Annotated in this window: 12 protein-coding genes; 1 reads left to right on the top strand and 11 read right to left on the bottom strand. The window is 59.5% G+C overall.

The genetic code is table 11. The features are described from left to right. Window positions 1-22: 22 nt before the first annotated feature. The 11 genes from ACA052_RS13640 to ACA052_RS13590 all read right to left on the bottom strand — a co-directional run bounded on the left by ACA052_RS13640 (window position 23) and on the right by ACA052_RS13590 (window position 11,662). Window positions 23-1,090: a maleylacetate reductase gene (locus ACA052_RS13640; RefSeq protein WP_497650153.1), complete on the bottom strand. Its 1,068-nt coding sequence runs from the start codon at window positions 1,088-1,090 to the stop codon at window positions 23-25. Between the two features lie 8 nt (window positions 1,091-1,098). After that, window positions 1,099-2,562 (bottom strand): aldehyde dehydrogenase family protein, encoded by a 1,464-nt coding sequence (locus ACA052_RS13635; RefSeq protein WP_497650152.1) that lies wholly within the window; start codon window positions 2,560-2,562, stop codon window positions 1,099-1,101. A gap of 92 nt (window positions 2,563-2,654) precedes the next feature. Then, a complete protein-coding gene (locus ACA052_RS13630) occupies window positions 2,655-3,674 on the bottom strand; it encodes a hydroxyquinol 1,2-dioxygenase (RefSeq protein ID WP_497650151.1) in 1,020 nt (339 codons plus the stop codon). Window positions 3,675-3,719: 45 nt separating this feature from the next. Then, complete coding sequence (locus ACA052_RS13625) at window positions 3,720-4,214, bottom strand: cupin domain-containing protein (protein WP_497650150.1); 495 nt, start codon at window positions 4,212-4,214, stop codon at window positions 3,720-3,722. Window positions 4,215-4,422: 208 nt separating this feature from the next. Beyond that, on the bottom strand, window positions 4,423-5,352 hold the full coding sequence (locus ACA052_RS13620) for a LysR family transcriptional regulator (RefSeq protein WP_497650149.1): 930 nt from the start codon (window positions 5,350-5,352) through the stop codon (window positions 4,423-4,425). A 182-nt stretch (window positions 5,353-5,534) separates the two neighbouring features. After that, a complete protein-coding gene (locus ACA052_RS13615) occupies window positions 5,535-6,569 on the bottom strand; it encodes a branched-chain amino acid ABC transporter permease (RefSeq protein ID WP_497650148.1) in 1,035 nt (344 codons plus the stop codon). Beyond that, window positions 6,569-7,432 carry a branched-chain amino acid ABC transporter permease gene (locus ACA052_RS13610; protein WP_497650147.1) on the bottom strand — a complete coding sequence of 288 codons (864 nt, stop codon included), beginning with the start codon at window positions 7,430-7,432 and terminating at the stop codon, window positions 6,569-6,571. Before ACA052_RS13610 ends, ACA052_RS13615 begins: the two co-directional genes overlap by 1 nt. 2 nt (window positions 7,433-7,434) lie before the next feature. Continuing rightward, entirely contained in the window at window positions 7,435-8,127 is a 693-nt protein-coding gene (locus ACA052_RS13605; RefSeq protein WP_201181518.1) for an ATP-binding cassette domain-containing protein, read from the bottom strand. Window positions 8,128-8,147: 20 nt separating this feature from the next. After that, on the bottom strand, window positions 8,148-8,873 hold the full coding sequence (locus tag ACA052_RS13600) for an ABC transporter ATP-binding protein (RefSeq protein ID WP_497650146.1): 726 nt from the start codon (window positions 8,871-8,873) through the stop codon (window positions 8,148-8,150). Between the two features lie 25 nt (window positions 8,874-8,898). Beyond that, window positions 8,899-10,209, bottom strand: coding sequence for an ABC transporter substrate-binding protein (locus tag ACA052_RS13595; RefSeq protein ID WP_497650145.1), 1,311 nt, complete (start codon window positions 10,207-10,209; stop codon window positions 8,899-8,901). Between the two features lie 106 nt (window positions 10,210-10,315). Continuing rightward, window positions 10,316-11,662 carry an outer membrane beta-barrel protein gene (locus ACA052_RS13590; protein WP_497650144.1) on the bottom strand — a complete coding sequence of 449 codons (1,347 nt, stop codon included), beginning with the start codon at window positions 11,660-11,662 and terminating at the stop codon, window positions 10,316-10,318. 369 nt (window positions 11,663-12,031) lie between these two features. On the opposite strand from ACA052_RS13590, the gene ACA052_RS13585 reads away from it, so the two are divergent. After that, on the top strand, window positions 12,032-14,419 hold the full coding sequence (locus ACA052_RS13585; RefSeq protein ID WP_497650319.1) for a DUF3772 domain-containing protein: 2,388 nt from the start codon (window positions 12,032-12,034) through the stop codon (window positions 14,417-14,419). Window positions 14,420-14,449 lie beyond the last annotated feature (30 nt).

The following is a 14,449-nucleotide window of genomic DNA, read 5'->3' as shown; positions in this document are numbered from 1 at the left end:
TTATTGTTCCGATGTGGATGAATCAGGCTGGCGCCAGGCCTTTCATGGCACGGTTCAACAGCGCTTCGATCGGGCCTTGTTCAAACGGCCGAGGGTTGTAATACGGGCTGGCGCAAGCGATCTGCGCGGCCTCGGCCGGACCGTTTTCAGGCAGGCCAATGTCCGCCAGGGCCAGCGGAATGCCCAGTTTCTGGTTCAGCGCGTACAATAAGGCGCCCACCTCACTCGCTTCGCTACCACCCAGCGCACGGGCTGCCCGTTGCAACGGGCCGGCGGCCGCTTCGCAGTTGTAATGCGCGGCGTGTGGCAGCACGATCGCGTGCGCTTGGGCGTGCGGCAGATTGAATGTCCCGCCCAGGGTGTGGCAAAGCTTGTGGTGCAAGGCCATGCCCACGGAACCGAGGCAAATCCCCGCCAGCCACGCGCCGTACAAGGCCTGACTGCGAGCGTCCGGGTCATTAGGATCATTGACCACGCCCGGCAGCGCCTGCGCCAACGAGCGGATCGATTCTTCAGCCATGAAGCCGATGATCGGGTTGGCGTCCTGGGCGTACAGCGCTTCCACCGCATGGGCCATGGCGTTCATCCCCGAGCAGGCGGAAATCTGCGCCGGCAGGGTCAGCGTCAACTGCGGGTCGTAGATCACGGTTTTCGGCAGGACTCGAGGGTCGCGTCCGGTTTTCTTCAAGCGGTTTTCGGTCAAGCCATAGATCGGCGTCATCTCCGAACCGGCGTAGGTCGTCGGGATCGCCACGATCGGCAGCCCCGAATCCATCGCAATTGCCTTGCCCAAACCAATGGTCGAGCCTCCGCCAATGGCCACGCAGCAATCGGCATCCAGACGCGCCGCTTCAATGCGCGCCGCTTGCGCCACTTCCAGCGGCACGTGCATCACTGCGTGCGGGTAGACACCCGCGGCACGATCACCGAGCAGCGCTGCGACGCGTTCGCCGAGGCCTTGCTGCTCTGGCGTGGTCAGGATCAGCGCACGCCGCGCGCCCAAGCGTTCGATCTCTTCAGCCAGCGCCGAGAGCTTGCCCCAGCCGAACACCACGCGGGTCGGCAGGCTTTGGTACACAAAAGGATTCATGGCCGGCCTCAGCGCTTGAAGTGCGGTGGAATTTTCGCGTCGACGTTGACCCAGACCGAGCGGGCCTCGGTGTAGTCGTGGATCGCTTCGAAACCCATTTCCCGGCCATAACCGGATTGACCCACACCGCCAAACGGGCTGCCGGGGCTGACGCGTTTGTAGCAGTTGATCCAGCACATGCCGGCGTGGATGGCGTTGGCCATTTTGTGCGCGCGGCTCAGGTTCTGCGTCCACAGGCCGCTGCCGAGTCCGTACTCCGAGCTGTTAGCAATGGCCAGCGCCTCTTCGTCGGTGCTGAACCGGACCACGGTGACGAACGGGCCGAAGACCTCTTCCTGGCACACGCGGTCACTCGGCTTGGCCTCGACCACGGTCGGTTCGACATAAAAGCCCTTGGCCAGGCGTTTGTCGTCCGGGGCCTTGCCGCCGGCCAAAATCTTGCCGCCCTGCTCGATGGCGATATCGATGTAGGCCAGCACGCGGTCGCGGTGCAGCGCTGAGGTCAGCGGGCCCATTTCGGTTTCAGGGTCCATCGGATCGCCGAGGCGAATGGATTTGGCCAGCGCGATGAAACGCTCAAGGAACTGGTCAGCGATGTCTTTGTGCAGAATCAGCCGCGAACCGGCGATGCACGCCTGGCCCTGGTTGTGGAAGATCGCCCACGCCGCGCCGTTGACAGCGGCTTCGAGGTTGGCATCCTCAAAGACGATGTTCGCGCCCTTCCCGCCCAGCTCTAGCTGAATACGCTTGAGATTGCCTTTCGACGCTTCAACGATCCGGCGACCGGTTGCCGTCGAACCGGTGAAAGCAATCTTGCCGACATCGAGGTGTTCCGCCAGCGCCTGGCCAGCGGTATGGCCATAGCCTGGCACCACGTTGACCACGCCTTTTGGAAAACCGACTTCGGTCATCAACTCGACGATGCGCAAGGTCGACAGCGGCGTGATTTCCGAAGGCTTGATCACGATGGTATTGCCCGCCGCCAGCGCCGGGCCCATTTTCCAGCTGGTGAACATCAGCGGGAAGTTCCAGGGCACGATCTGCCCCACGACGCCAATCGGCTTGCGCTGCACGTAGTTGAGGAAGCCGGCTTCGACCGGAATCACCGAACCTTCGATCTTGTCGGCCATGCCACCAAAATAGCGGAAACAGGCCGCCGTGCGCGGCACATCAAGGCCACGGGAATCACGGATCGGATGCCCGGTGTTCAAGGATTCGAGCTGCGCCAGTTCTTCGCTGCACTCCTCGATCTTGTCCGCCAGTTTGAGCAGCAAGCGCCCACGCTCGGCGGCGCCCAGTGCTGACCAGGCCGGGAATGCACGTTTGGCGGCAGCCACCGCCAGATCGATGTCGGCGGCTTCGGCGGCGGCGATCCGGGTGATCAACGAGCCGTCATGGGGCGACACCACGTCAATGGTGCCGCCAGCGACCGCATCGACGAAGCGGCCATCGATATAGAGCTGATTTTGCATAATATTTTCCTCGCACCGCGCCAATGGCGCAGTGTCTGACAACTTGATTCTTGAGCGCATGGCCCGGCGGACGCCGGGCTCGACACAGGGTCTTAGAACTCGATCGGGTACGGCTTGAGTTCGCCGCTTTCGTAGCGTTGTGGCAGGTTCGGCGTGGCGTTTTCCCAGACCATCAGCATCGAGCGCTTGGTCGAGTAGCCCTGGTGACGGATGTCCGCCGGCATGGCGCAGATGTCGCCAGCGCGCATGGTGATGCGGGCTCGGGGGTTGCCGTCATCCTTGTCGCCGACGTCCCAGAGGATTTCATCGGACAACTGCAAGAACCACTCGACCCGGTCATTGCCATGGAATACCGGCAGGATGAATTCTTCAGTGGTCGGGCAGAACAGGCTGGCCTTGCACACCGAAGTCACCGACGGGTTCCAGGTCACGTCGGAGCGCGACAGGTACTTGAACAGGCTGAAGGCATGCAACTCACCTTCGAAACCTTCTGCAGCGTGGACTTCCGGTTCATCCTGATCAACATCGATGAACTGCCGATTGACTGGCAAGTCGTTACGCAGCGGCGAATCATCCGGCAGGCCAGGCATGCGTTTGGTGGCGATGCGGAACCGTTCGATGGCTTCGATGTTGTCACCGTTCTTGCGACCGAACGCGGTGCCGGTTTCTTCCGGGGCGGCGAAGGGATCGAAAGTCGAGTTGGTCCAGTCGCGCAGAATGGCCTTGAAGGTGGCCATGATCAGCGGCGTTTCAAAGTTCTCGGTGTAGTTGACGCCGGCGGCCTTGAGCGTGCCGTTGAAGGTGCCGGCGTACAGGTCGACTTTACCGTAGTAATTGCGGGTGCCAATGACGTGGTCGAAGTTGACCCAACCGTAGAAAAAGCCCCAGGCCACGTCGCGCATCATGGCGCGCAGAAAGGCGTCGACCGGAATCAGGTGCGAACGGGTCTGGCCTTTGGCAGGCCAGGTGATACGGGCAAAATACTCGTCGCGCGACAGTTCGAAGGCGCCGAGTTTGAAGCTGCAGTAGCCGGTGACGGCATGCGGCGCGCTGGTCTGGACTTCGTCGTCGGCAAACAGCTGGGTATCGGCAGCGTTTTCAAGCATGGCCATGACGGGATTCCTCTTTTTGCTTTTGTTGGAAGGGGACGGCGTTGATTACTTGAAGCAGATGTCTGCCCACTTCTCGACCGACAACGGGCCTTTGATGGTCTGCTGCAGAATCACGCCGGGACGGCTGGCTTCGAAGCGGTACGCGGTGCCTGTTGGCAGCAGGCACTGGTGACCGCGCTTGAGCAGCACGTAGCCCATCGGTTTGCCCGCCGGCATTTCACCGGCCAACTGCGTGCCCTCGCCGGCGTTCAACGGCGCATCGAGCTTGAGGAAGTCCACACGTACTTCACCGTCCATGACGATGGCGAACTCGTCATGCGCTGCCGTGTACCAAGGCGACTGACCTTCGGCGCGCAGGGTTTCAATCACGTAGCCGAGGTTGAGACCGACGACGACTTTTTCATAAGGAAGGGATTTATCCGCCACCTCGAAAATATTCGAAAAGGCGTAATGACTGGCCTGGCCGCTGATGATTTCAACCGACCCCTTGCTGTAGTGATCCAGCGAGCCAAAGACCGTTTCGATTGCAGCGCTACTCATGGTTTTCACCGTTTTGTTGTTGTAGTAACAGTGAGTCAACAGTACGTCGCACCGGCAGCGGGAACAATTACAGAGCGGGCGACAACAGTGTTCGCGAAACGCAAACACTGCAGGAGCTGCCGCAGGCTGCGATCTTTTGATCTTGTTTTTTAAAAGCAACGTCAAAAGATCGCAGCCTGCGGCAGCTCCTACAGGGATGGGGGTCCCTTCAGCGCACCCAGCCGCGCTCCAGCAAAGGCTTGTCCCAACACGGTTCGTCGCCGAAGTTTTCCACCAGGAAGTCGATCAGCGTGCGCACCTTCAAGGCCCGACGCTGGGTGGCGGGATACACGGCAGAGAAATTGAAGGAAGACAACGCGTAGTCCGGCAGCACCGGAATCAGCCGGCCGCTGAGCAGGTCATCGCTGGCCACCAGCGTCGGCAAGCAGACGATGCACACCCCGGTCGCCGCGTAGTCACGCAGCAAATGAACCGAATTCGAACGCACCTGGCCCGGCAGGCTCAACTCCACCTGCTCGCTCTCGCTGGTGAAGATCCAGCGGTTACGCGACGGATAGCCTTCGTACAAGGCAATCTTGTGTTGCAACAGCTCCTGCGGGTGCTTCGGTACGCCGAACTCAGCGGCATAATCGGGTGACATGCAGAACAATCGACGCACACTGAACAGTTTGCGCTCGATCAGGGTTTCGGCCATCGGCGGGAACATCTGGAACGCTACATCGAAGCCCTCTTCGATCGGGTCCACCACCCGGTCGTTGACAATGACGTCGACTTCGATCTCCGGGTACAGCCGCGTGAACTCGGCCAGCATTCTGCCGAAATGACCGATGGCGAAGCCCGGCAGCATCTGCACGCGCAGTTTGCCGGTGGGCTTGGCGCGCAGCTCGCGCATGTGTTCGGTCAGCGAGTTGAAGCTCGCGACCATGTCTGCGCATTCCTTGTAGTACGTTTCCCCGACCTCGGAGAGCCGGACATGCCGGGTACTGCGATGGAACAGTGGCGCATTGATGAACTGTTCCAGTTGCTGGATGCGGTGAGTGATCACTGAACGAGTCACGCCCAATTGCAGGGCGGCTTTGGCGAAGTTGCCGGTTTCGGCAACCCGGACAAAGGCTTCGACACTGAGTAAACGATCCATGGGGCAGGTTCTCTGGATGTTTTTGTTCTTATAGGAACAGCGAGGTTAGCCTGTCGGCCCCTCGCACTCCACATCCCTGACGCTCGCTTTGTAGGAGCTGCCGCAGGCTGCGATCTTTTGACGTTGCTTTTAAAAGCGAGATCAAAAGATCGCAGCCTGCGGCAGCTCCTACAAAGAGCTCGTTACTCTCGTGGCTGAACAGTCAACCGCCGCTGCATCGGGAAAACCTGCCAGCCCAGGCGTTCACTGATCAAGCCCCACACGCCTTGCGGCGCCTTGAGCATCATCACCACCGCCACCACGCCGAGGATAATCATGTACACCGCGCCGTATTGCGCCAGGCAACCGCGCAACACAAAGTAAATCAGCGTGCCGATCAACGGCCCCTCCAGGGTGCCAATGCCGCCGATGATGACAATGAAGATCACCACCGCCGTCCAGTCCTGCAGGTTGAACGCCGCATCCGGGGAGATTCGCAGTTTCTGCAGGAAAATCAGCGCCCCGACCACGCCCGTACACCCGGCCGCCAGCACGTACACCATCAACTTGGTACGGAAGGTGTTGACGCCCAGGCTGCCGGACGCTGGTTCGGAATCGCGAATAGACGCCAGGGCCAGGCCTTGGCGCGAACGCAGCATAAAGAACACCACCGCCACGGCCGCCATCGCGATGGCCAGTGCGGTGAAGTAGATCAGCATTTCACGTCCGTCCCGGTCATTGCCGATCTGTCGCACAATCGCCGCTGGCAGGCTTTGCCCGGACCCACCGCCGAGGCTGCTCATCTGCGCCAGCCCCAGGCGAAAGACTTCTGCCACCACCCAGGTGCCAATCGCAAAGTAGGCGCCGCGCAACCGAAACACGATCAACGCGGTGGGAATCGCCAACAAGGCGACCAGCACGCCCGAGAGCAACACCGCGAACAAGGGCGGCACACCAAAATGCGTGGACAGCATAAACAGCAGATACCCGCCCAGACCGACGAACGCCTGCTGCCCCACCGAGACCATGCCAGCGTAACCGGCCAGCAGGTTCCACATTTGCGCCAGCGCCAGGTAGTACGCGAATTCCACCACAATCCGCAGGCTTGAACGATCCGCCCAGAATGGCGCACTGATCAACAGCAACACACACACGCCCAGCAACGACAGGCCGACCATGCTGCTGCGGGTGGTGCGCTGTACGCGATAGCTGAGCGCGGGGTTATTCAAGGCATTCATCAGTCGACACTCCGGGGAAACAGGCCACGCGGGCGCACGACCAGGATCAGCAGAAACACAAGATGACCGGCAAGGATTTGCCAGCCGGGATCGATTTTTGCCCCCAATGCCTGGGCGACACCGAGAATCACCCCGCCAGCCAGGGTGCCCCAGAGGCTGCCCAACCCGCCGATGATCACCGCCTCAAAACCGTAAAGCAGACGCGCCGGCCCTACTGTCGGGTCGAAACTGGTGCGAATCGCCAGGAACACCCCGGCAATCGATACCACTGCCATTGCCAACGCCATGGCCAGGCCGAAAATATGCGCGTTGTTGACGCCCATCAGCCGCGCGGTGTGCTGGTCATCGGAGGTGGCGCGAAACGCCCGCCCCAGCGCGGTTTTGTAGAACAGCAATTGCAGGCCGCCAATGATCAGCAGCGCGCTGCAAAACACGATCAGCGGCATGACGCCCACGCTCAAACTGCCGAAACCGACACTGGCCACTTCAAGGTCGCCCTGGGATAGCTTTTGGCTGTCGGCGCTGAAAAATTCCAGCAACACGTTCTGCACAATGATCGAGAGGCCGAAGGTCACCAACAGCGGCGGCAGAATGTCGGAGCCCAGGGTTCGGTTGAGCAACAGCCGCTGCAGCAGGTAGCCGAAACAGAACATCAGCGGCACCACCACCAGCAGGCTCGCCAGCGGGCTGAAGCCCAGGTGATTGACCACCATCAGCGCCAGGTACGAGGCCAGCACGATAAAGTCGCCGTGAGCAATATTGACCAGGCGCATGATGCCGAACATCAGCGACAGCCCCACCGCAAACATCGCGTAGAGGCCGCCCAGCAACATGCCTTGAAGCAGAGTATTGAGCCATTCCATCACTAGATCCCGAAATACGCGGCTTTGATTTGCGCTTTGTCCGCATCCCCCGGACGCCCGGTCAGGGACACGCGCCCTTCCTGGAAGCAATAGAAGCGGTCGCAGACACTCAGCGCCTGATTGATGTCCTGCTCGACGAGAATCACCGTGGTGCCGTCGGCCTTGATCGAAGGCAGCGCTGCATAGATGTCTTTGATCGTCGTCGGCGCCAGGCCCAGGCTGATCTCGTCGCACAGCAGCAGATGCGGGTTGGCCATCAAGCCCCGGCCAATCGCAACCATTTGCTGCTGGCCGCCGGACAGCGCGGTGCCTGGGCGCTTACGCAGTTTTTCCAGTACCGGAAACAGCTGATAGATCCGCGCCAGCGTCCACGGACCGGGACGCTTGCTGTAGGCACCGATCAGCAGGTTTTCCTCGACGCTGAGTGACGGAAACAACTTTCGGCCTTCTGGCACCAAGGCGATGCCTCGCTCCAGCACCTGATTGGCCGCCAGATCGCCGATGGCCTGGCCCTTGAAGGTGATGGCGTCGGGCTGGTTTTTGATCAGTCCGGCCAGCGAGCGCAGGAACGTCGACTTGCCCGCACCGTTGGAACCAATGATCGCCACCGTTTCACCCGCCTCAAGGGTCAGGCTGATATCAAACAGCGCCTGAAAGTCGCCGTAGCCGGCACAGAGTTTTTCAATCGACAGCAAGTTTGAATGAGTCGGCATGTTCAGCTCCCGATGCCCATGTAGATGTCCTGGACCCGAGGGTCGGCCATCACGCTGCGCGGCTCCCCTTCGGCCAATTTGGCGCCGAAGTTGATCACCGTCAGCCGGCTGACCACCGCGAGCAGCGCATGCACGATGTGTTCGATCCAGATGATGGCAACGCCGGCCTTGTGGATGCCCTGAATGGTTTCCACCAGCGCCAGGCATTCCGGTTCGGTCAGGCCACCGGCGATTTCATCCAGCAACAACAGCCGTGGTTGGGTCGACAAGGCGCGGGCCATTTCCAGGCGTTTGCGGTCGAGCAGTGTCAGCGAACCGGCCAGGACGTTGGCCTTGCGCATCAGCCCCGTCAGCTCAAGGGTTTGTGCGCACCATTGATTGGCTTCCTTGTCGCTCAATCGCGCGCCGAAAGTGGCGCCCACCAGCAAGTTCTCGAACACGGTCATTTTCACGAACGGATGCGGGATCTGGTGGGAGCGGCCAATGCCTTGCTGGCAGCGCTTGAACACCGGCTCGCCGGTGACGTTGCGTCCTTCGAAGTGGATCGTGCCGCTGTCAGCCGCCACGCCACCGGCGATCAGGTTAAACAGTGTGCTTTTACCCGCACCGTTGGGGCCGATGATGCCCAAGGCTTCACCCGGTTGCAGGTCCAGACTCATTGCGTCCGTGACCTTTAACGAGCCGTAGCTTTTGTGCACGTCGTTCATTTGCAGAAGTGGCTGTTGCATGTTGCACCCGCTTTTTTTCGAGCAATCAGTACGTAATGGCCTGCATCTCGCCACCCAGCGGAATGGCCGGCGCGGTGGCATTGCTGGTCACGATCAGGTCGTATTTGTTGTCTTTGCCCAATCGCCATTGGCCGCTGACCAGGGGCGTCTTGGCGACGTTTTTTACCGGTCCGTTGTTCCAGTTGATCGGCCCGACCACGGTGTTGAGGTGGGTCTTGAGCAAGGCATCGCGAACCGCATGCGGGTTGCCGACTTCTTCGGTGCGCTGGAGGATGTCCACCGCCAGTTCGAACAAGGCATGCACGAAACCCAGCGGTTGAGTCCACTGTTTGCCGGTGGCCTGGGTGAAACCCTGGGCCAACTGCCCGGCAGTGGCGCCGGTCAACGACGAGCTGAACGGGTGCGTCGGGCTCCACCAGATTTCAGTCGACAGGTTGTTGCCGGCCTTGCCCAGCGCTTCCACCGCCGTGGGAAACAACAGCGCCTTGCCCACCGATACCGCCTTGGGCTTGAAGCCTTGTTGGCGAGCCTGGGTCCAGAACGTGCTCAGGTCCGGTGGAATGACCACACCGGTGACGATCTCGACGTCGGCTTTTTTGAACGCGGCGATCTGTGCCGAGAAATCGTCAGTCAGGCTTTGAAAGCGTCCGGGATCGACCAGTTGGAAGCCCTTTTGAGCCAACACCGGTGGAAAGCCGAGCTTCTGGTCGCCCCAGGCATTGCCGTCGCCGTCATTGGGGAACAGACCACCGACCACTTTGTTCGACGGCAGGGCGCCCCACATGGCGCTGTAGGTGCCGATCACATCCTCCAGGCCCCAGAAGAAATGATAGGTCCATTCGAAACCCTGGTCCGGTTTGCCACCGCGAGTGAAAAACCACGGCTGCCACGGTGCAACCGTGGAAATGCACGGGATCTCGTTGATTTCACATTGGTCGGAAACCGGGTTGGTGGTTTCCGGCGTCGACGACACCAGCATCAGGTCGACCTGGTCGGACAGAATCAGCTCGCTCGCCACTTCCGCCGCGCGGTTGGGGTTGGACTGGCTGTCCTTGACGATGACCTCCAATCGATAGGCCTTGCCGGCCACGTTGATCGAATTCTTCAGCACTTGCTTGAGCGATTCGATGATGTAGTTATCGGCCGACGCAAAAGGTGCCAACGGGCCGGTTTGCGGGCTGACGTAGCCGATTTTGATCACCCGTTCGCTACCGAGGGCAAAGTTGAACGGCAGGCTCGCCAGCGCCACGCCGCCGGCGGCGACGCCCGTGCTGCGCAGAAAATCACGGCGAGAGAAGTCGCGGCCAAACAGGTTTTTATCGTTGTTGTCTGTCATGTAATGCTCCAATGCGGCTGCGTATCGGCAAAGTCCTGACGAACAAGGTCACAGCGTGTGGAATGAGCCATCACGCAGGGTCAGAGGCTTTGCAAAAGTGGACGGTTTAGAAAAAGAAGCTGACGTCGAAAGAGGCGACCACTTGCGAGTCTTTTTGCCCATCGGCATACGCGTCGCGACCGGGGCCGGAATGGATGTCGTAGCGCAATTCCGGGCGCAGGCGCACGTTGGGCGTCGGTGTCCAGGCCAGGTTGGTGGTCACGCCGTAGAAACTGCCCCACGTCGGGTCGGGAATCCCGGTGTGCGGGTCGATGTTAGCCATCATCACGTGCACCGGCGCATCGGTGTAGAACCACTCGGCGCGACTGTTCCACATCACGGTTTCGCTGAGTTTGTGATACCAGTTGACGTCCGTGCCGTACCAGGTTGCGTCGCTTTTATTGGCGAACCCGGCAAAAGCGCCTTGCTCCTGCTTGCCGTAATTCAACTCCAGCGCCACGCGGTTGCTCGGGTCGAGTACCTGCGAGAGCGTCAGGTAGGAAGCCAGGCGTTTGTAATCGTCATCCTTGGTGCCGGCCGGCAATGGCGAGCCACAACTGCATTCGGCGAAGCTGTCGCCGGCGCCGTTGCCGTAGATGTTTTCCCAATCAATCCAGGTGCTGAAGTCCGCCGAGCGCCAGCGCACGTTGGCGATGACATCCGGATCATGGTTGGGATCCTGCAAGTTGTTCCAGCCCTGGACCACGCCCAGTTCGAAGCCGAGCATGCTTTCACCGGGCGCCGAGGGCAGCTTGAACGAGTACAGCGCACCGGCATGTTTGGCCGGGCCGTGCATGAAGGAATAAGTGTGCGAATAGAAGTCTGTCGGTGCCGGCGATGGCAAGGCAAAGCCGATTTCATTTTCCAGCGGTGTGTGGAAAATCCCGATCATCAGGTCTGAACCACCGAGCACCGGGAAGTAGAAGTCGGCGTACGCTTGAGCGATGGTGAACGCTGGATCTTCGGCCTTGTTGTTGCGATTGACGCTCAGGTCTTCGTCCCAGCCATACGTCTTGAAGTAGCGCGCATCCTTGCCATACAGGGCCGTAACGTTGAAACCCCAGTCAGCCTCTTGCGGCATCGGCCCGGGAAACGGTCCGACACGCCCGACCACGTTACTCTTGGGTTTCTTTTCCACGGCCAGGGCGAACTGGTTGAGGTTCACGCCTTCGTCGGTATTGAAGAAGCTTTGTTTGCTGACGTCATCCGTGCCGTTGTTGTTATAGATCACGCCTGCCTGGGCCCAGCCGTAGATCTTGATGCCATGCTCGCGCTCAAGACTGTCGCCAAACACACCGCGAACCAGCGAGCCCATCGGATCATCCGCCGCCGACGCCATCGAAGGAAACAAAACATCAGCCCCCAGAACGGGAGCGAACAGAGTTGCTGCGCAAACCCATGCACGAATAGTCATACCTGCCTTCCTTATTTTTATTAGGGGCCAAACCCCCGAGGGGGGAGAAGTCCGAAAACAAGGTATGACGTTGAAGTGTCTGTCTTGATGAGCCTTGGCTGGGGCTCCACTCGATCGTTGGCAGATCGTAGTGTTCGGCGTAATGGAGGCTACAAGCCCGTCACTACGCCAACAATTCCATTCTCGGCGACTTCAGTGTTTGCGTAATCAGAACAATCAGCCCATCAAAAGCTCGCAGCCTGCGGCAGCTCCTACAAAGTACGCATTCATCTGTAGGAGCTGCCGCAGGCTGCGAGCTTTTGACTTTATTTTTCGCACCGGCACACGCCATGGCCTAACCTGAATGGCTAAAGCCGCTTGGGCATGCCGATGCGTCCTGCACTGAAATTGATCCTGTTCTTCGCGATTGCACTGTGGGGCACGAGCGTCGGTGCGCTGTCGGCTGTCGCTGGCGCCGCCTCTACACTCCCCTCGTCAGTCACTTCGTCCTTTGCGGTGTCCCAGAGCGACCTGCAAGGCTTGCAAATCCGGCTCGACCGACTCAAACAACAGGTTTCGTTGGCCAATAACCTGACCCTGATGGTCGGGCTGCAAGATTCTGTTCAGTTGTTTATCAGTGATGTCGACAACTTGCAGTCATCGCTGCTGCCCGAACAGAAGCAACTGCAAGCTCAGCTTGATGTTCTGGGCCCTGTATTACCCGGTGATGTCACATCAGAAAAGTCCGATATCGCGGCGCAAAGGACCTTACTCTCCGAGCAAAAGAACGCCATCGATGCCAACTTGAAAACCCTGGCAACGCTCAGGCGAAGCGCCACCGACCTGATCATTCAGATTGCGGCGATCCGACGCAGTCTTCTGGAGTCCGAAGTAACGCTGCGCAGCGGCAGCATTCTGGGGCCGGGGTTTTGGGCGCCGTTGTTTAACCCGCTATGGGAGGACCGTGAGCGACTGCGCGACTTCATCGAACAGGCCGGCGGCGCAATCAAGAACGCCTGGCAACCCGGCGAGCGTTTGTTTGCGTTCGCACTGATAGTGCTGTCCCTGGCTATTTGGACCTGGGGACGACGCATCGCGGACCGCGGGCTGACCTGGGTGTGCATTCATCGAATGCCTGAAGGGCGTTTACGACGAAGTTCACTGGCACTGGCGTCAGTCGTGGCCACGGTATTGACCACCGCTTGCGCGATGCAGCTATTGTTTTATGCCCTCACACGGCAACTGCCGTTGTCACCCATGATGCAGAACTTCGCCGATGAGTTTGAAAAGCTTATTTATACCTGTGTGCTGATTACCGGTTTGAGTCGGGCACTGTTGTCGACCCAACATCCCTCCTGGCGGCTACCGGCGATCTCCGATCCCGTCGCGCTGGCGATGACACCTTTTCCCAGAATACTGGCCGGCACGCTGCTGGTACTGGTGGGATTGGCGCAAATAACCAATGTCACCGGCATGAGCACCCCCGCCATACTCTTTGGCCGTGGCGTGATCGCGCTCGTCGTCACGTTGCTTATCGGTACTTTATTCCTGCGTGCCAGCAAGATTCGAAGAGCCGTGGCGGCTTCCGGCGAGGCACCTGAAGCGAGTACCACCCTCGCCGGCCTGATTTACTCCTTGGCCTGTATTGCGATTCTGGTATCGCTGATTGCGCTGCTGATCGGCTATGTCTCCCTGGCGAGATTCATCACTTACGAACTGGTATGGGGATTTATCATCCTGTCCGGCTTCTACTTGCTCGTTCAGCTGTTGAAAGACTGCTGTGAATATCTGTTTTCTCCCAAGAATCCCAGCGGCAAAGCCTTCAAGCAATTGCTCGGGATTGGCGATGTACGCCTTGAGCAAGTGTCGATCGTTCTATCCGGCGCGGGTCGCGCGACATTATTGCTGCTCGCTGTCATTTCGCTGTTTGTGGGCGGGGTGGGAACGACGCTTGGGCAACTGGTCACCCAGACGTTCGCCATCCTCGGCGGCGATGGTTTGCGCAAACTGAACATCATTCCGGGCCACTTGCTCAATGCCGTGTTGGCACTGTTGATTGGCATCTACCTGATTCGATCGCTTCGCCGATGGCTGGATAACGAATTCCTGCCGAAAACCGATATGGACCCTGGTATGTGTGCCTCCCTCAGCACACTCTTCGCCAACATCGGCTACGCCCTGGTGATCCTGCTGACGCTGTCTTCACTGGGTATCAAGTGGACCAACCTGGCGTGGATCGTCAGCGCCTTGTCGGTGGGTATCGGGTTCGGCTTGCAGGAAATCGTCAAAAACTTCGTTTCCGGTTTGATTCTTCTGACGGAGCGCCCGGTCAAGGTCGGCGACCTGATCAGTATTAGCGGGGTTGAGGGTGATATTCGGCGCATTAACGTCAGGGCCACCGAAATACAACTCAGCGACCGCTCGATTGTCATCGTTCCGAACTCTCAATTGATCTCGCAAAACTTGCGCAATGTGACGCTGGGTGGCACCGCACAAGGGGTAGCGACCCTTGAATTATTGTTCCCGTTGGACATTGACCCCGAGCAAGTACAAAACCTGTTGTACGACACCTATTGCGAGCACGAAACCATCCTCGACAAACCGGCGCCTTTTGTTCGATTCAGCAAACTGACATCCGAGGGCATCACGTTGACGGTCACCGGTTACGTCAACAGCCCGAGAATCGTCGGTACAACCAAAAGTGATTTGCTATTTGAGATTCTCAAACGCCTGGGCGCGGCCGGTATCGAATTGGCCAAGCCGATTACGCCAGCCTGATGCCAAGTGATGAGGGCACAACACCCTCAC

The organism is Pseudomonas sp. LBUM1644 (assembly GCF_059716195.1).
Note: the sequence above shows the minus strand (reverse complement) of the source record. Positions and strands in the feature narration are given on the sequence as shown.

Coding starts and splice junctions, on each gene's coding strand:
- ACA052_RS13595 (WP_497650145.1), bottom strand. CDS start 10,209: ATGACAGACAACAACGATAAAAACCTGTTTGGCCGCGACTTCTCTCGC.
- ACA052_RS13585 (WP_497650319.1), top strand. CDS start 12,032: ATGCGTCCTGCACTGAAATTGATCCTGTTCTTCGCGATTGCACTGTGG.
- ACA052_RS13590 (WP_497650144.1), bottom strand. CDS start 11,662: ATGACTATTCGTGCATGGGTTTGCGCAGCAACTCTGTTCGCTCCCGTT.
- ACA052_RS13625 (WP_497650150.1), bottom strand. CDS start 4,214: ATGAGTAGCGCTGCAATCGAAACGGTCTTTGGCTCGCTGGATCACTAC.
- ACA052_RS13615 (WP_497650148.1), bottom strand. CDS start 6,569: ATGAATGCCTTGAATAACCCCGCGCTCAGCTATCGCGTACAGCGCACC.
- ACA052_RS13640 (WP_497650153.1), bottom strand. CDS start 1,090: ATGAATCCTTTTGTGTACCAAAGCCTGCCGACCCGCGTGGTGTTCGGC.
- ACA052_RS13620 (WP_497650149.1), bottom strand. CDS start 5,352: ATGGATCGTTTACTCAGTGTCGAAGCCTTTGTCCGGGTTGCCGAAACC.
- ACA052_RS13600 (WP_497650146.1), bottom strand. CDS start 8,873: ATGCAACAGCCACTTCTGCAAATGAACGACGTGCACAAAAGCTACGGC.
- ACA052_RS13630 (WP_497650151.1), bottom strand. CDS start 3,674: ATGGCCATGCTTGAAAACGCTGCCGATACCCAGCTGTTTGCCGACGAC.
- ACA052_RS13610 (WP_497650147.1), bottom strand. CDS start 7,432: ATGGAATGGCTCAATACTCTGCTTCAAGGCATGTTGCTGGGCGGCCTC.
- ACA052_RS13635 (WP_497650152.1), bottom strand. CDS start 2,562: ATGCAAAATCAGCTCTATATCGATGGCCGCTTCGTCGATGCGGTCGCT.